We start from the raw sequence: 17,541 nt of genomic DNA, 5'->3' as shown, positions 1-17,541 counted from the left end.
GGTCTGAACGGATCGCATATTCTCTATACATTTTTATCGGGAAACAAATGAAATTAAAATCGCTAATCACGGGATTGACCCTTGCCGGTATCATTACCGCCGGTTACTTATATTTCTTTAATCATAGTGATAACCAACAAGTGCATTACATTACCGAACCTGTCGTACGAGGTACGATTGATAAGCATGTATTGGCGACCGGTTCGGTACGTGCGAGCAAACGAACCGAAGTCGGTGCGCAGGTATCCGGTAAAATCATTAATCTTTATGTTACGTTGGGGCAACAAGTCAAAAAAGGCGATTTACTTGCCGAAATCGACTCCAGCAATCAAAGTAACAGTTTAAGTACTGCGGAAGCGACGCTTAGTTCTTACCAAGCGCAGTTAAAATCGGTGCAAGTCGCTTTTGAAGTCGCACAATCCAATTTCAATCGTTTAAATAAACTTTACAAACAGCAAAGTGCTTCCCAAAGCGATTTTGAAACGGCAAAAAACACTTTGGCTTCCGCCAGAGCGACGGTAGATAACGTAAAAGCGCAAATTAAATCGGCACAAATATCGGTAAACGATGCAAAAACCAATTTAAATTATACGCAAATTGTTTCTCCGATGGACGGCACTATTGTGTCCATACCGGTTTCAGTAGGGCAAACGGTAAATGCGAATCAAACCTCGCCGACTATTGTTCATGTAGCGGATTTAAGCAAGATGTTAGTAAAACTGGAGATTTCCGAAGGCGATATAGCCCAAGTGAAAGCGGGGCAACCTATTCGATTTACCACTCTAGCGGAACCTAATCATACGCATAACAGCCAGATTGACAGCGTAGATCCTGCGCTAACCACATTAAGTGACGATAACGCTTCAAATAAATATGCGGAGAAGTCAGGTAATACCGAAGCGATTTACTACTATGCCAATTCTTTGGTCGAAAATCCGGAACAGCGATTACGTATCGGTATGACGGTGCAAGGACAAGTGGATATTGTTAAACGGGAAAACGTATTAATCGTACCGACCTCGGCTTTAAAGAAAAAAATCATGCCGTATATATCAATGTATTAGAAAATAATCAATCGACTGAGAAAAAAGTCGAAATCGGATTGGCTGACAGCCAATATACTGAAATTTTAAGCGGTTTAAACGAAGGCGAACAAGTAATTACCGCCCAGCGAGCCGATGATGAGAAAGTCAGTGCGGAAATGCGCCGCAGACCCGGCGGTTTCTAATTTAACTTAAAAGCAAGCGGTTGAAATTTGTAAAAATATTGCAAATTTCAACCGCTTATTTTTTATGCTTAACAATAAAACGAATTATTTCTCATTTTTCATAGAGGCGAAAATCATCGCTAATACCGGACCGGAAATATTATGCCAGAAACTAAATACCGCACTCGGAACGGCAACTACCGGATTAGCTTTAAAATGCAATGCGGCTAACGCTGCACCTAAACCGGAATTTTGCATACCGACTTCAATCGAAATCGCTTTACTGTCGGCAATCGGTAATTTTAATACTCTCCCCACTACATAACCGATTAAATAACCCAATCCGTTATGCAATACCACCACTAAGAAAATCAATAAGCCCGATTCAATAATACGATCTTTACTGACGGAAACTACTGCAGTGACAATTAGAATGATTGACGCCACCGAAATTAACGGCATCGTTTGGCTGAATTGTTCAATTTTTTGTTTAAAGAGAGAACGAATCACTACTCCGACAAAAATTGGCAATAACACCATTTTTAATACGGAAACAAACATTGCACCCGCATCTATCTCTAGCCATTCGCTGGCAAACAGATAGAAAATCGCCGGCGTTAATACCGGAGCCAATAAGGTCGAAACCGTAGTACACGCGACGGATAACGCCGTATTTCCTCTTGCCAAATAAGTCATCACATTCGATGAGGTTCCGCCCGGACAAGATCCGACAAGAATCACCCCTATGGCTAAATCCGGCGGTAGCTGAAATGCTTTAGCCAATAAAAAAGCAATACTTGGCATCACGACAAATTGTGCGATTACACCAATAATCGCCGCTTTAGGATTTTTTGTCACCTCGGCAAAGTCTTTAAAGGTTAAAGTTAATCCCATGCCTAACATCACAATGCCGAGTAAATACGGAATCCATGGTACAAATTGCTTAAATGTTTCCGGATATTGCGCGGAAATAAACGCAAAAACGACCACCCAGATGGCAAAAGTTTTACTCACAAATAGCGTAAGTTTTAATAAAAGATTCATGTTGTGTCCTTATTTATTATTAACGTATATTGATTTAAATTAAAGGAATTACAGGCTACCTGAATTTTTAAAAAATGTGAATAGACAAATATTCACATTCTTTGTACCCTTGACAAACTTTTAACTCATTACGTTAAAAGTAACCTAAAGCAACAAAAACGAAGGAGAAAACAATGAAATTGTTTAAATTAACCGGTGTAGCCGTCGCTTCCGCATTTATTTTAACCGCTTGCGCTCATCACGATACAACCAATCATGATGAAATGATCTTACAAGAACAAGCGGCATTAGGTCTTAACTGGGTACAACAATCCGGTGAATACCAAGCACTTGCATACCAAGCGTTCAACACGGCTAAAGTCGCATTTGATCAAGCAAAAGTCGCAAAAGGTAAGAAAAAAGCGGTTGTGGTCGATTTAGACGAAACGATGGTGGATAACAGTGCCTATGCCGGCTGGCAAGTAAAAAATCATAAAGCCTTCGACGGCGAGAGCTGGACTCGCTGGGTGAATGCCCGTCAAACGCAAGCGATTGCCGGTGCGGTGGAATTTAACAATTACGTAAACAGCCATAAAGGTACGATGTTCTACGTTTCCAACCGTAAAGACAGCGGTGAAAAAGCCGGTACGTTAGACGATATGAAAAAATTAGGCTTCAGCGGTGTCAGCGAACAAACTCTTTTCCTGAAAAAAGACAAATCGAACAAAACCCCTCGCTTTGAAGAAATTGAAAAACAAGGTTATGAAATCGTACTTTACCTTGGCGATAACTTAAATGATTTCGGCGATGCGACTTATAAAAAATCCAATGCGGAACGTCGTGATTTCGTTACGGCAAATAAAGATAAATTCGGTAACAAATTTATCGTACTTCCTAACCCGAATTACGGCGACTGGGAAGGCGGTTTAGATAAAAACTACTATAAAGGTGATGCGAAAAGTCGTTTAGATATTCGTCACGGCGCAATTAAGGCTTGGGACGGCAAATAATTTATTATAAGTTCTTATTCCAAAGACCGCTGCAAGCGGTCTTTTTTCTATCACTCTTTACAAAATTTTGCTAGGATTGAACCGCTTATTTTAACCTAACAAGGAAATAATGATGGTTACGATGAATATTACGCTTTCACAAAATACCGCTCCCGAACAATGGGGCAAAAATGCAATTCTGTCTGCCAATCAACAAGGTATGACAATTCACTTACAAAAAAATCCGCTAGACACTATTCAACGTGCCGCTCGTAAAATTAAAAATCAAGGTATATTAAATGTCGCACTTAGCGGTTCAGATTGGGGCTTAGAAGAATGCTGGGCATTCCATCAAGGTTTTGTAAGCGTACGTAATGCAGGAACGGTGAGTTACCCCGACTTAGCCGAACAACAAGCGGAATTTGACGCACGTGTACACTGCTCCGGCTTTACCCGTTCTCTGATTAACGAATCTTCCGAAACGCTTACCCCTGAGCGTTTAGCGCAAAAAGCGGCAGAGTTTATTACCAAACAGTCTGAGCAATATCTCGGTAAAAATGCGGTATCCGCAGAAATTATTAGCGGTGAAGAACTGAAAAAACAGGGTTATCACGGCATTTGGACGGTAGGCAAAGGTTCGGCAAATAAACCGGCATTGCTCAAATTGGATTTCAATCCAAGCGGTGATATTAATGCACCGGTGCTTGCTTGTTTAGTCGGAAAAGGCATTACCTTCGATACCGGCGGTTATAGCATTAAACCGAGTGACTCAATGAGTACCATGCGTACTGATATGGGCGGTGCAGCCTTATTAACCGGTGCATTAGGCTTTGCGATCAGTCGCGGCTTAACACAACGAGTAAAACTCTACCTATGCTGTGCGGAAAATATGGTAAGCAGTACCGCATTTAAATTAGGCGATATTATTGAATATCGCAATGGCGTAACAGCAGAAGTGCTGAATACCGATGCGGAAGGTCGTTTAGTATTAGCGGACGGTCTAATTGAAGCGAGCGAACAAAATGCACAATTTATCATTGATGCGGCAACCTTAACCGGGGCGGCAAAAGTGGCTGTCGGTAATGACTACCATTCGGTACTTTCAATGGATGATGAATTAACCGCTCACTTATTTAATGCGGCAAAAGCGGAAAACGAACCGTTCTGGCGTTTACCGTTTGAAGAATTTCATCGTTCACAAATTTCATCTTCATTTGCCGATATTGCCAATATCGGTTCGGTACCGGTTGGCGCCGGTGCAAGTACCGCGACTGCATTTTTATCCTATTTTGTTAAAGATTATGCGCAAAATTGGTTACATATTGATGCTTCTGCGACTTTCCGTAAAACGGCAAGTGATTTATGGGCAGCCGGTGCAACCGGTTTAGGGATGAAAACCCTAGCGAATCTGCTTTTATCTCAATAAGCTTTTTGTAAAATTTCCGGAAAATTTAACCGCTTGTTCCGCCAAAGTAGGCGTAAGACAAGCGGTTTTCTGTTGCTTTGTGTATAATATTGTTAATTTTATCTACTTTGCCAGTTAGGGACTTATATGAATTACTTAGAGAGTGCAAAAGAAACCCTCAGTTTTTATAGCCAAGCAATAAACCAGCTAAATCAGCGTTTAGACAGTAGTTTCAATCAAGCGGTCGAAATGATTTTAAACTGCGAAGGACGTGTCGTGGTTGCCGGTATCGGTAAATCAGGTTTAGTCGGGCAAAAAATGGTAGCGACGTTTGCTTCAACCGGTACGCCAAGTTTTTATTTACATCCGACCGAAGCGTTCCACGGCGATTTAGGAATGTTAAAACCGATTGATGTGGTGATTCTGATTTCCAACAGCGGAGAAACCGATGATGTGATTAAATTATTACCAAGTCTAAAAAGCTTTGGGAATCAAATTATTGCGATGACCGGCAATCCGAATTCAACGCTTGCTCAACACGCTAATTTAATTCTTAATATTAGTGTTGAGCGAGAAGCTTGTCCGAATAATCTTGCCCCTACTACATCAACATTGGTGACTATGGCGCTAGGCGATGCGCTGGCGATTGCATTGATTAATGCTCGTGGTTTTAAAGCGGAAGATTTCGCCCGCTTCCACCCGGGTGGCAGTTTAGGACGTAAATTGCTCAATCGAGTAAAAGACGTAATGCAAACCAAGTTGCCGATTACACAGCCGAATGCGGATTTCAGTACGATTCTGAGTGTAATCAACGAAGGCAGAATGGGAGTTGCGCTGATTATGCAAGATGAGCAATTAAAAGGCATTATTACCGACGGCGATATACGTCGTACTCTCGCTAAATTCGGTGCGGAAAGTCTCACGAAAACCGCTGAGCAAATTATGTCAAAACAGCCAAAAACCATTTCGGACACCACTTATTTGGCGAAAGCGGAAGAAATGATGAAAGAGTTACATATTCATTCGTTGATTGCGCTGAATGATGAAGGCAAAGTATCCGGTATTATGGAATTCTCAAGTTAAGGATATTTTGTGGCGAAATCAAATTATATTACGCGCGGCGGGTGGCAAACCTTAGATCAAGAGCTTAAATTTTTATGGAAAGATGAGCGTCCGAAAGTAACACAAGCGGTTTCGGAAGCCGCCGCTTTAGGTGATCGCAGCGAGAATGCCGAATATATTTACGGTAAACGTCGTTTACGTGAAATTGATCGCCGAGTTCGTTTTTTATCCAAACGTTTAGAAGTGTTACAAATCGTGGATTATCATCCGAAACAAGAAGGTAAAGTGTTTTTCGGTGCGTGGGTTGAACTGGAAAATGAACAAGGCGAAACCAAGCAATATCGGATAGTCGGTTGTGATGAATTTGATCCGGCTAAGAATTGGATTTCGATTGATTCGCCGGTTGCCCGAGCGTTAATCGGCAAAGAAGTGGATGATGAAATTAAGGTGGATACGCCACTTGGCAAAAGCTTACTATATATCAACAAAATCTGGTACGAGAAAGAAGGTCTTTACTAGACATAAAATATAAGCGGTCGTTTTTAACGGGAAATTTGCAAAATTCCAGTCAAAAACGACCGCTTGTTTTTACACGTCAAACGAAAATTAGATCGCTTTTAATACGTTTACCATTTCAATTGCGCCTAATGCACATTCCGAACCTTTGTTACCCGCTTTAGTACCTGCACGCTCGATTGCTTGTTCGATATTTTCTGTGGTTAATACACCGAAAATCACCGGTACACCGGTTTCTAATGCAACTGCACCAATACCTTTTGCCGCTTCATTACATACGTAGTCATAGTGAGTTGTTGAACCGCGAATTACTGTCCCTAAACAAATTACCGCATCATATTTACCGCTGGTTGCCATTTTTTTCGCCACTAACGGAATTTCAAATGCACCCGGCACCCACGCCGTATCAATATCGTTTTCATCGGCACCGTGACGCACTAAGGTATCAACTGCACCGCTTAATAATTTATCGTTGATAAAATCGTTGAAACGTGCGGTTACAATACCGAATTTTAAACCTGTCGCAACTAAGTTACCTGTAATCTTTGCCATTTTTTTGTCCTCTTGAAATATGCAAAATTTTATAAAAAAGTGACCGCTTGTATCATTTTATAGTAGGGACGCAACGCTTGCATCCCTAACACTACATACGGTTGTTAAAGTTAGAAGTTAAACATATGCCCCATTTTTACCTGTTTTACTTTTAGGTAATCAATGTCATTTTTGTTCGGTTCTACAATAATCGGCTCACGCGCAACGATATTTAACCCTTGCTCTTTTAAGCCTTCAATTTTTGCCGGATTATTGGTCAATAAACGGATCGATTTCACGCCTAACTGCTGGAACATTTGCGCACCGATATAATACTCACGTTCGTCCTCTTTAAAACCTAAAGCCACGTTCGCTTCAACCGTATCCATCCCTTTATCTTGTAGTTCGTAAGCACGTAGCTTATTAATTAAACCGATGCCACGTCCTTCTTGACGTAAATAGAGAATAACACCTCTGCCCTCTTTTTCGATTTGTGTCATTGCTGCGGCAAATTGCTGACCACAATCACAACGTTGAGAGCCGAAAGCGTCACCGGTTAAACATTCCGAATGAATACGTGCCAATACTTGCTCACCATCCGTTAAATCGCCTTTGACTAACGCTACGTGTTCTTTACCTGAAATCACTTCAACAAAACTATGTGCCATAAATTCGCCGTATTTAGTCGGCATTTTTACCACAGAAATTTGTTTCACTAAGCTATCATGTTTACGGCGATATTCTTGTAATTGTTGAATCGTGATAAACGGCATATTGTGTTCTACGGCAAATTTTTGTAGATCCGGCATGGTCATCATTGTGCCGTCATCCGCCATAATTTCACAACATAAACCGGCGTGTTTTAATCCGGCTAAACGAGCTAAATCCACAGTTGCTTCGGTATGACCATTGCGTACTAACACACCGCCGTCTTTGGCGATTAATGGGAACATATGCCCCGGGCGACGGAAATCACTTGCTTTAGCATTATCATCTACAATTTTCATTGCGGTAATTGAACGCTCAAATGCAGAAATACCTGTTCCCGTATCAATATGATCGACTGAAACGGTAAATGCGGTTTCGTGATTGTCCTGATTAACCGGAACCATCGGATGGAAATTAAGTTTATTTGCGATCTCTTGAGAAACAGGTGTGCAAATTAAGCCTTTACCGTAAGTTGCCATAAAGTTGATATTTTCCGGTGTGGCAAATTCTGCCGCACAGATAAAATCACCTTCGTTTTCGCGATCTTCGTCATCGGTCACTAAAATGATTTTGCCTTGGCGAATCGCTTCAATCGCTTCTTCTACTTTTGAAAATTGGAAATCTGTCATCTTCTTTTCCTATACATTTTTTGTCGATAGAAACATACTATGTGGTGTTTCTATGAATCTTAAAATCCTGCCTGCTTTAAAAAGTCTAAACTAAGATTACTTTTCGGCTCATCCGCCGGCTTTTTTAGCAAAAACTGTTCGATATATTTGCCGACAATGTCGTTTTCTAAATTGACAGTACTGCCGATTTTTTTCGAACCTAAATTGGTTTCTTTAATCGTATGCGGAATAATCGACACGCGGAAACTTTCATCATCGGTATCCACTACGGTCAGGCTAATACCATCAATGGTAATCGAACCTTTCTCGATAATATAACGCATTAACTTCGGAGAGGTTTTAATGCGATACCACGTTGAATTATGTGCCGGTATGATTTCCGCAATTTCTCCGGTGCCGTCAATATGGCCCGAAACAATATGTCCGCCAAAACGTCCGTTTGCCGCCATCGCTCGTTCCAAATTAACCGGACTATTCGGTTTTAATTCACCTAATGAAGTACGTTTTAACGTTTCAGACATCACATCGGCGGTAAATTGATTGCTTGAAAAAGACGTTACGGTTAAACATACACCGTTTACAGCAATGCTGTCGCCTAAATGAACATCTTGTAATACCTTTGCCGCATTAATTGTCACGACCGCAAATTCGCCTTGTTTATGAATTTGAGCAATTTTGCCGACTTCTTCAATAATACCCGTGAACATTTTTTCCTCCGCTGTTTATATCTACTCGCTCTTAACCAGAGAGAGCATCATAAAACTTCATAATCCAACAAAATATCTTCGCCAATAAGCTCGGTCGATTTCAATTTTAATTTAACCGCTTGGTCGATTTGTTGAATTCCCTTACCGCCGATTGGGGTTTTCGCTTGTTTACCCCCGACTAATTTCGGTGCGATATAGCAATGTACTCGATTCACGATACCACTTTCTAACGCACTGAAATTTAAACTTGAACCGCCTTCTAATAACAGGCTGTCGATCTGCATTTCGCCAAGCTTTTGCAAAAGATCTTGCAAATCCACCCGCTTGTTTCGAGCTTTACACACTAAGACTTCTACGCCAAGCGGTCTAAATTGCTCAATTTTTTGCAAATCGTCACTAACGGTTGCAATCACGGTGCGATATTCTTTCGCTGTTTGCACTAACTGGCAATCCAACGGTGTACGTAATTGGCTATCGCAGACAATCCGAACAGGTTGTTTCGCATTCGGCATTCGGCTATTTAGCATCGGATTATCGGCAAGCACTGTATCCACTCCCACCATAATCGCACTATATTGATGGCGAGTTTGTTGTACTCTTGCTCTTGCCGATTCACCGGTAATCCATTTGGATTCGCCGGTACTCGTTGCAATTTTTCCGTCTGCCGTCATCGCATATTTCATCAACACATACGGGCGTTTAGTTTGAATATAGTGGAAAAAAATCGGGTTTAGTGCATCGCATTCGTCTTTGAGTAAACCTTCCACTACCTCAACACCGGCTTGGCGTAACTGGCTTGCTCCTCGCCCCGCCACTAAAGGATTCGGATCACTTGAACCGATAAACACTTTTTTAATGCCCCGTTCAATTAATAAATCCGAACAAGGTGGCGTGCGTCCGTGATGACAACAAGGCTCAAGTGTTACATAAGCAGTCGCCCCGAAAAGATCTTCCTTACAATGTAAAACGGCATTACGTTCCGCATGCCAACCACCGATCTTTTCATGGTAACCTTCGGCAACGATTTCACCGTTTTTGACGATTACACAACCGACAAGCGGATTGGGATTCGTCCAGCCTAAACCTTGTTTTGCCAGTGCAATGGCACGGCGCATATAGTCTAAATCAGTCATTGTTTTGAAACTATTTGAGGGCAGAGGAAAACACATTACAGGCGTGTTTACCCTAATGATGAAAAAAGCCTTGAAATCTTTCGATCTCAAGGCTTGTAAAAAAGATAGGAAAAACCACCGCTTACACGGTTATTTCATCTTCTTCCATCCAGACTATACTGTCGGTACCGGAATCTCACCGGTTCCTGCCAAACCTTTTTCGTTCGGCTCGCGGACTTTACCGCCGATCGGGAATTTCACCCTGCCCTGAAGATTATTAAAAAATTGTTGCAAATTTTGCGACTTTTGATTGTCAATGTCAAGCAAGAATTAGCGTTTATCCAATGCCATTGATAATAAAGTGATTGGATGTAAGCAAGTGACATTGCTCGACATATCAATCTGCCATTTACAGGTTTCACACTCTGAAATCACATAATCAAAACCGCCTTCATTGATATGTTCAAACAACGTGCGGCCGATCGCTTGTGATGTTTCATAGTTTTCCGCTTTAAAACCGTAAGTTCCTGCAATACCACAACATTGCGATGGCAACATGACTACTTCTAACTCCGGAATTTGTTTTAACAATTCCAACGTATAAGGTGCCCAACCTGCTTTTTCCACGTGACAAGCCGTATGATAAGCAACACGTAAACGCATCGGTTTAAGCGGTAATTTTCTGCCTGCTTTTTGCAATTTATACAAATGGCGTGTCACGATATCAATATGCGATTTCACTTTGGTATTCGGCATACCGAGGACGTGGCTGTATTCTTCTTTAATATTTGCCGTACAGCTTGAAGACGTACCGATCACTTCTAACTGCTTATCAACGGTTTTTTCAAGATATTTAAGGTTGAATTCTGCCTGTTTTTTCGCTCTTTCCGGAAAACCGTTCACCATTAACGGTAAACCGCAACATTTTTCTTTCTCAAGCAAAACCACACCGATATCCAACGCATTCATTACGTCAATCACTTCTTTCCCTAACTGCGGATTATTATAGTTCACATAACAACCGTGGTAATAAGCGACTTGCTCTTTGAATTGCGCCTGGCGTTTCGCTTCTTTTTTCATATACCAATTACGGAACGAACCGAATGAATATCTCGGTAAGGTACGGTGTTGGCTGACTTTTAAAGTTTTCTCTAACAAGAAACGGGTCGCTTTTAAACCGGTAATCGTATTCACAATCGGCGCAAACGGCGTATTCATCGTACCCATAATATCGGTATTACTTAATACCGCATCACGTAATTTGTGAATCAACGGTTTATTTTGACGCTCAACGTGACGATTTCTCGCACGTACGATAATGTCACCGATTTTTACATCTGACGGGCAAGCAATTTCACAACGTTTACAGTTAGTACAATATTTCAAGGCTTCATCGTAGAAGTCAGGGCTTTTCAGACGTAAACGCTCGCCATCCGGGCCTGATTGTTTCGGCCCCGGATAAAACGGATTATTACGCGAAACCGGACACACCGCCGTACAAGCGGTGCATTTCAAACAGCTTTCAAAACTTGGGTCAAAATGTTGATGAACAACCGGAGATTGTGCACCTTGACGTGCATTTTCAATCAATTGTTGGATATTCATTTTGTACCTCCGATTTGTTCTGCAACGGTTAACGCCGTTACCACTGCAACACCCGAACCACAACCTTGCTCAATACCTTGGAAGCCTCCGATGACATTTCCCACCGCATATAAATTCGGTACAACCACACCATTTTTTTGTACTTGGCAAGCCGAGTTAATCACCACACCGGCAGATTGGTAAGGTTGAGGTGCCGCAAAGCGGTTATTTGTCCAAGTAAAGCGGTCGGAATCATTAAAATTTTTGCAACCGCAAATATCCAAATCAAATACCGGCTCTTTCACACGTTCAAATTCCGCCACAAGTCCGTTGCTAAAAAAGCTACCAGCAGCCAACACAAAATGATTTGCACTAATTGGTTCTTCTTGGTGTGATGTGGTAAAAATACGTACGACCTTATCGCCCTCAAATTCCGCTTTAACCGCTCGGTCACCGTTCATCATCATGCCGCCTAATTGCTCAAAACGTGAACGTAGCTGACGATGTTGGCGAATGCCTAATAAAGACGGCGGTAACGTCGGTAATTCAAATAATGCCAAACCGGTTGCTTGCTGTAAGCTATTGAAGAAATCTTGGTTATCTAAGCCGAAACAAGCCGGTAAAAATACTGCTTTTGCACTCCCTGCCGCTTGTTTAATTTCTTGTACTAAATCTTGGAAAGACAATTTATGTTCTAATAATTGCGCAATATTTACACTACGAAACTCACGAGAGTTTTGGCGTAAATAGTCCAACTCGGGAATATTCAAATAACCGATGATAAATTCATAATCGGCAAACTTGCTATGCTGTTTTAAATTGTCCGCCAATAATTGCGGCTGAAAATCGTGATAGCCTTCAATTCCTAAAATGGCGACCTGTTTCTCCGCTAAGGTAGTTAAATGTTTTACTGTCGGTACGCTATTCGGCGATAACCAAGTCGCACGAAGTCCGCCTAACGGGGTAACTCGTTCGTGATTTTCTGCTGTTGAACCCTCTAAATGTAAGTTTAACGCTCTCGCTAATTGTTCGAATTGTTGTGCTTTTGCCAATACTTGATCTTTGCCAAGAATACTGTACGGATGTTCCGGTGCTTGAAGTTTTAACTCATCAAGCGATTGGTAAACATTTTCGACTTTTTGACCGCTTGGTAAACGAGAAAGTAAATCCATTGAACCGGAAGAAAAATCCATTGCCGCCTGTCCGTTGTTGATAATCGCACAACGTTTTCCTTGTTCTTGAAGGGCAATCCCGCAGGTTAAACCGGCGAGTCCGCCACCGATAATCACTACATCAAAATTCATTGCTATTCACTCCCTGCTCTTTGTCCATCGGCACATCATTCAGTCCGAGTAGGCTATAGTAAATCCAGCTGGTAAATTCCGCTTCCCGCATTGCATCTCCCCATGCAATCGGTTGAATTCCACGCCAGCGCTCTTCCATAAATGAGGCTAATTGTGTGGTTGATTCTTTTGGTGTCGCCACTTTAAAACGACTCATCAGTCCTGCCGCACGGCAAGCACACAGTTCCGCTTGGCAAGTTCCCATACCGACACGAGTACGGCGGCGTAAATCCACTAAATTATTCACATTCAACTCATCCACCGCATAGCGAACTTCACCGGCAGTTACCGCTTCACATTCACACACTAAAGTTTTATCTAAACGCTCGGTTTCAAGTAAACGCAATGCTCTGGAACCATGACGATAAACCGCAGAATGACGAATCGTATTCGGCAATGAAATGATTTTTTTACTGGTTTCTTCGCGGCTTTCATTTGAACCCGGAAGCGGACGTTCCGCCGTGCTACACAAGCGGTCGGATTTATTCAATTTTTTGCAAACTAAATCGGTTGCCCATTCCGCCATCAAGCGATAAGTCATTAATTTACCACCGGTAATCGTAATAAAGCCGTCTAAACCGTCTCGTTCTGCGTGATCAAGTAATACGATACCGCGGCTCACATTACGACCGGACGGATCATCGTCCGTTGCTACTAATGGGCGAACCCCCGCATAAGCACGTAATACACGGGTATGACGCAAACTCGGTGCTAATTTTTCCCCTTCACGGAATAACACGTCCACTTCTTCCGGTGTTACCACCATATTGTCAATTTGATCATAAGGAATACGGTCGGAAGTCGTACCGATAACGCAAATGGTATCGCCCGGCACCAAAATATCGGCATTTGCCGGTTTACGACAACGGTTGATCACCATATTGTTAATACGGTGTCCCATTACCAGTAACGAACCTTTCGCCGGGAACATTTTAATTTTAAGATCAGCGTATTCTGCAATACCCTGCCCCCAGATTCCGCCGGCATTCACAACAATCGGCGCAAAAAATTGACGTTTTACTTGGTTTCTATGATCGAACACATTAACGCCGATAACGGTGCCGCCTTCACGAATCAACCCTATCACTTCGCAATAAGTAAATATTTTTGCGCCGTTTTCCGTTGCATCCAACATATTGGAAGCGGTTAAACGGAACGGATCGATAGAACCGTCCGGCACGACTACCGCCCCGACTAATGATGGGTTTACCGACGGCTCCATATATTTTGCAAGATCCGGCTCGATTTCAACCGCTTCTATACCCGAATCGGTACAGGCTTGGATAAAGTTTTTCTGATAATTGAGATCGTCTTCCGGCAGGGTAATGAAAAGCCCTTTCGTATCATCTACGCAATGACGGGCGATTTGTTTAAGAATTAGATTTTCTTTAATGCACTCTTCAGCAGATTCCCTATCATTCACCGCATAACGTGCGCCGCTATGTAGTAAACCGTGATTACGACCGGTCGCACCAGTTGCAATGTCTCTACGTTCAAGTAATACGCATTTTAAACCGCGTAATGCGCAATCTCTGGCAATACCGGCTCCCGTTGCTCCGCCACCGATAATAATCACATCTGTATTAACCGGCGAAAAATCTGCAACATTTTGATACATCTGAGGTGAAATGTTCATACTCAACCTCTCCCACACTTAAATGAAATGAAACGAACAAATTAAAATAACTGCATTGTATTAAAATGAGCGTTTTTGAACAAGTAAATGAGCAAAAAAGAAATCAGAAGTGTGAATAACATCACAAATTCTTTCGATTTACGAAATTGTTTGTGGCATAGATCACAAATTTACATAAATCATCTTTTATATTTGTGCTTTTCGGCTAACCTTTTAGCCGGCTTTTTAAGCAATTATCACAAGGAGAAATCTATGAAAACAATCAAGGCATTAGCCTTCAGTCTTATTACTACTACGGTATTAGCCGGCTGTTCTAATACTCAGCCTGTCGAAACGGTTAAATCCGATAAGTTAATTATCGCTCACCGTGGTGCCAGCGGTTATCTACCGGAACATACATTAGAATCTAAAGCTCTCGCATTCGCTCAACAAGCGGATTATTTAGAACAAGACCTTGCAATGACCAAAGATAACCGTTTAATCGTTATTCATGACCATTTCTTAGACGGCTTAACCGATGTGGCGAAGAAATTCCCGAAACGTGCGCGTAAAGACGGACGTTTCTATGTAGCGGATTTCACCTTAAAAGAAATCCAAACGCTTGAAATGACGGAAAACTTTAAAACCGAGAACGGGCAACAAACGCAGGTTTATCCGAACCGTTTCCCAATGTGGAAATCGCATTTCAGAATTCATACTTTCGAAGATGAAATCGAATTTATTCAAGGTTTAGAAAAATCAACCGGTAAACAAATCGGCATTTATCCGGAAATTAAAGCCCCTTGGTTACACCACCAAGAAGGTAAAGATATTGCGTTGGAAACTTTAAAAGTATTGAAAAAATACGGTTACGATCAAAAATCGGATAAAGTTTATTTGCAAACCTTCGATTTTAACGAGCTAAAACGTATCAAAACCGAATTATTGCCGAAAATGGGCATGGATGTGAAGCTCGTTCAATTAGTCGCTTATACCGATTGGCATGAAACCGAAGAAAAAGACGCTTCGGGCAAATGGGTGAACTATAACTACGACTGGATGTTCAAAGACGGCGCCATGGCTGAAGTGGCTAAATACGCCGACGGCGTAGGCCCTGGTTGGTATATGTTGGTTGATGACAAAAACTCAAAATTAGGCGATATCAAATACACGCCGATGGTGAAAGATATTGCGAAAACTAAAATGGAACTACATCCGTACACAGTACGTAAAGATGCCCTTCCGGAATTCTTTACCGATGTAAATCAAATGTACGATGCGTTATTAAATAAAGCGGGAGCAACCGGCGTGTTTACCGACTTCCCGGATACAGGCGTACAATTTATTAAAGGAGTAAAATAGTTTCACTTTTGAGCGAAAATGAAGAATAAATTTGTGAATCGCCCATATTTTGATTAAATATGTTGAAATACTCTCATAAAAATGTGAGTAGATTCACAAATTTAAATAATTTTTATGGAGTATTACTCTTTTTTCGATAGAATAATAATGATTTTTCGTAATCGAACTTTTTATCAATAAATATAAAATATGGAGTGTTTCTATGTTTGGTCCATTTAAACCGGCACCGCATATTGCGGAATTACCGGCAGATAAAATAGATGCCAGATACAAATTCTTACGTTGGCAAGTTTTTGCAGGTATCTTTTTCGGCTATGCCGCATATTATTTTGTGCGTGCGAACTTCGACCTTGCGCAAAAAGGTTTAATTGAAGCGGGTTTATATAATAAAGCGGAACTCGGTATTATCGGTACCGGTGCGGGTTTGGCTTACGGTTTATCTAAATTCGTGATGGCGGGTATGTCAGACCGTTCAAACCCGAAAGTATTTTTACCGTTCGGTTTATTACTTTCCGGTCTTTGTATGACGATGATGGGGCTAATGCCGTGGGCAACTTCAGGCATTGCGGTAATGTTTGTGATGATCTTCTTAAACGGTTGGTTCCAAGGTATGGGTTGGCCTCCGTGCGGTCGTACGATGGTTCACTGGTGGTCTAAATCCGAACGCGGTACTATCGTTTCTATTTGGAACTGTGCACATAACGTGGGCGGTATGGTGCCGGGTGCAATGGTGTTGTTAGCAAGTGCGATTTACTTCAGTAATACCGGTGAACACGCAACCGCTAAAGACGTATGGCAACAAGCTCTTTACTATCCGGGCATTGCCGCAATGATCGCTGCGATTCCGGTTTATTTCATCATGAAAGATACCCCTCAATCTTGCGGTTTACCGCCGGTAGAAAAATGGCGTAACGATTACCCTGATGACTATAATGAAGAAACAGCGGAAAAAGACTTAAGTACCAAAGAAATCTTTGTGACTTACGTACTTAAAAACAAATTATTATGGTACATCGCAATCGCTAACGTATTTGTATATTTAATTCGTTACGGTGTTTTAAAATGGTCTCCGGTTTATCTTGGCGAAGTAAAACACTTCAACATTAAAGGTACTGCATGGGCTTATACCATTTATGAATTAGCCGCTATTCCGGGTACATTATTATGCGGTTGGGTATCGGATAAATTATTCAAAGGTAAACGTGGCTTAACCGGCTTTATCTTCATGATCTTAACAACTATCGCCGTTGTTGCATTATGGAAAAACCCGGCGACACCTGAAGCGGAATTAGCGTTATATGCAGGTAAACCGTTCTATGAAAACCCATATCAATTAATGGACTTCGTGTTAATGACCACAGTCGGTTTCTTAATCTACGGTCCGGTAATGTTAATCGGTTTACACGCCCTTGAACTTGCGCCTAAAAAAGCGGCGGGTACTTCAGCAGGCTTTACCGGTTTATTCGGTTACCTAGGTGGTACGGTTTCCGCTTCAGCAGTTGTAGGTTGGGCGGCAGAATATTACGGTTGGGACGGCGGTTTCTACGTAATGATTACCGGTGGCGTATTAGCCGTGTTATTAATGTTTATCGTGATGATTGAAGAAGGTAAACATAAAGCGAAATTAGGTGATCACTACGGTAAATAATCCTACCGTACATCGTTAAAACTTAAGAGAGGAAATACTATTCGGTATTTCCTCTCTTTTTAATTTTAATCAAATTTTCGCTTGTTTTTCCAAAAATCAG

Annotated in this window: 14 protein-coding genes, 1 pseudogene and 1 riboswitch; of the genes and pseudogenes, 7 read left to right on the top strand and 8 right to left on the bottom strand. The window is 41.7% G+C overall.

Annotation, left to right across the window (positions count from 1 at the left end; all coding sequences use genetic code 11):
- Window positions 1-47 precede the first annotated feature (47 nt).
- Window positions 48-1,228, top strand: a pseudogene (locus NYR63_RS02135) (efflux RND transporter periplasmic adaptor subunit).
- 84 nt (window positions 1,229-1,312) lie between these two features.
- On the opposite strand, the gene NYR63_RS02130 reads toward NYR63_RS02135, so the two are convergent.
- On the bottom strand, window positions 1,313-2,251 hold the full coding sequence (locus tag NYR63_RS02130) for a bile acid:sodium symporter family protein (protein ID WP_279457968.1): 939 nt from the start codon (window positions 2,249-2,251) through the stop codon (window positions 1,313-1,315).
- A gap of 173 nt (window positions 2,252-2,424) precedes the next feature.
- Here NYR63_RS02130 and NYR63_RS02125 point away from each other — a divergent pair, with 173 nt between their 5' ends.
- The 4 genes from NYR63_RS02125 (at window position 2,425) to greB (ending at window position 6,205) form a co-directional block, all read left to right on the top strand.
- Window positions 2,425-3,240, top strand: a complete 816-nt coding sequence (locus NYR63_RS02125) for a 5'-nucleotidase, lipoprotein e(P4) family (RefSeq protein ID WP_279457967.1) — start codon at window positions 2,425-2,427, stop codon at window positions 3,238-3,240.
- Window positions 3,241-3,361: 121 nt separating this feature from the next.
- On the top strand, window positions 3,362-4,645 hold the full coding sequence (pepB, locus tag NYR63_RS02120) for an aminopeptidase PepB (protein ID WP_279458523.1): 1,284 nt from the start codon (window positions 3,362-3,364) through the stop codon (window positions 4,643-4,645).
- A 126-nt stretch (window positions 4,646-4,771) separates the two neighbouring features.
- On the top strand, window positions 4,772-5,707 hold the full coding sequence (locus NYR63_RS02115) for a KpsF/GutQ family sugar-phosphate isomerase (protein WP_005600494.1): 936 nt from the start codon (window positions 4,772-4,774) through the stop codon (window positions 5,705-5,707).
- A 9-nt stretch (window positions 5,708-5,716) separates the two neighbouring features.
- Window positions 5,717-6,205 (top strand): transcription elongation factor GreB, encoded by a 489-nt coding sequence (greB, locus tag NYR63_RS02110; RefSeq protein ID WP_279457966.1) that lies wholly within the window; start codon window positions 5,717-5,719, stop codon window positions 6,203-6,205.
- 87 nt (window positions 6,206-6,292) lie between these two features.
- Here greB and ribH read toward each other — a convergent pair whose 3' ends face one another.
- From ribH to glpA, 7 genes are all read right to left on the bottom strand, one after another.
- A complete protein-coding gene (gene ribH, locus NYR63_RS02105; RefSeq protein ID WP_279457965.1) occupies window positions 6,293-6,754 on the bottom strand; it encodes a 6,7-dimethyl-8-ribityllumazine synthase in 462 nt (153 codons plus the stop codon).
- Between the two features lie 110 nt (window positions 6,755-6,864).
- Complete coding sequence (locus tag NYR63_RS02100; protein ID WP_279457964.1) at window positions 6,865-8,070, bottom strand: bifunctional 3,4-dihydroxy-2-butanone-4-phosphate synthase/GTP cyclohydrolase II; 1,206 nt, start codon at window positions 8,068-8,070, stop codon at window positions 6,865-6,867.
- A gap of 59 nt (window positions 8,071-8,129) precedes the next feature.
- The gene (ribE, locus tag NYR63_RS02095; protein WP_279457963.1) at window positions 8,130-8,777 is read right to left on the bottom strand and encodes a riboflavin synthase; all 648 of its coding nucleotides are present in this window, start codon (window positions 8,775-8,777) and stop codon (window positions 8,130-8,132) included.
- A 47-nt stretch (window positions 8,778-8,824) separates the two neighbouring features.
- A complete protein-coding gene (gene ribD / locus NYR63_RS02090; protein ID WP_279457962.1) occupies window positions 8,825-9,910 on the bottom strand; it encodes a bifunctional diaminohydroxyphosphoribosylaminopyrimidine deaminase/5-amino-6-(5-phosphoribosylamino)uracil reductase RibD in 1,086 nt (361 codons plus the stop codon).
- 132 nt (window positions 9,911-10,042) lie between these two features.
- Window positions 10,043-10,168, bottom strand: a riboswitch (FMN riboswitch).
- A gap of 51 nt (window positions 10,169-10,219) precedes the next feature.
- Window positions 10,220-11,494, bottom strand: coding sequence for an anaerobic glycerol-3-phosphate dehydrogenase subunit GlpC (glpC, locus tag NYR63_RS02085; protein ID WP_279457961.1), 1,275 nt, complete (start codon window positions 11,492-11,494; stop codon window positions 10,220-10,222).
- Window positions 11,491-12,777, bottom strand: a complete 1,287-nt coding sequence (gene glpB, locus NYR63_RS02080) for a glycerol-3-phosphate dehydrogenase subunit GlpB (protein ID WP_279457960.1) — start codon at window positions 12,775-12,777, stop codon at window positions 11,491-11,493. Before glpB ends, glpC begins: the two co-directional genes overlap by 4 nt.
- A complete protein-coding gene (gene glpA, locus NYR63_RS02075; protein WP_279457959.1) occupies window positions 12,767-14,452 on the bottom strand; it encodes an anaerobic glycerol-3-phosphate dehydrogenase subunit A in 1,686 nt (561 codons plus the stop codon). Before glpA ends, glpB begins: the two co-directional genes overlap by 11 nt.
- Window positions 14,453-14,704: 252 nt before the next feature.
- On the opposite strand from glpA, the gene glpQ reads away from it, so the two are divergent.
- Together glpQ and glpT are read left to right on the top strand one after the other, a co-directional pair.
- Window positions 14,705-15,793 (top strand): glycerophosphodiester phosphodiesterase, encoded by a 1,089-nt coding sequence (gene glpQ, locus NYR63_RS02070; RefSeq protein WP_279457958.1) that lies wholly within the window; start codon window positions 14,705-14,707, stop codon window positions 15,791-15,793.
- A gap of 202 nt (window positions 15,794-15,995) precedes the next feature.
- Window positions 15,996-17,441: a glycerol-3-phosphate transporter gene (gene glpT, locus NYR63_RS02065; RefSeq protein ID WP_279457957.1), complete on the top strand. Its 1,446-nt coding sequence runs from the start codon at window positions 15,996-15,998 to the stop codon at window positions 17,439-17,441.
- Window positions 17,442-17,541 lie beyond the last annotated feature (100 nt).

Source organism: Actinobacillus genomosp. 1 (genome assembly GCF_029774175.1).
Classification (GTDB): domain Bacteria; phylum Pseudomonadota; class Gammaproteobacteria; order Enterobacterales; family Pasteurellaceae; genus Actinobacillus.
This window is presented reverse-complemented; position numbering and strand designations above follow the sequence as displayed.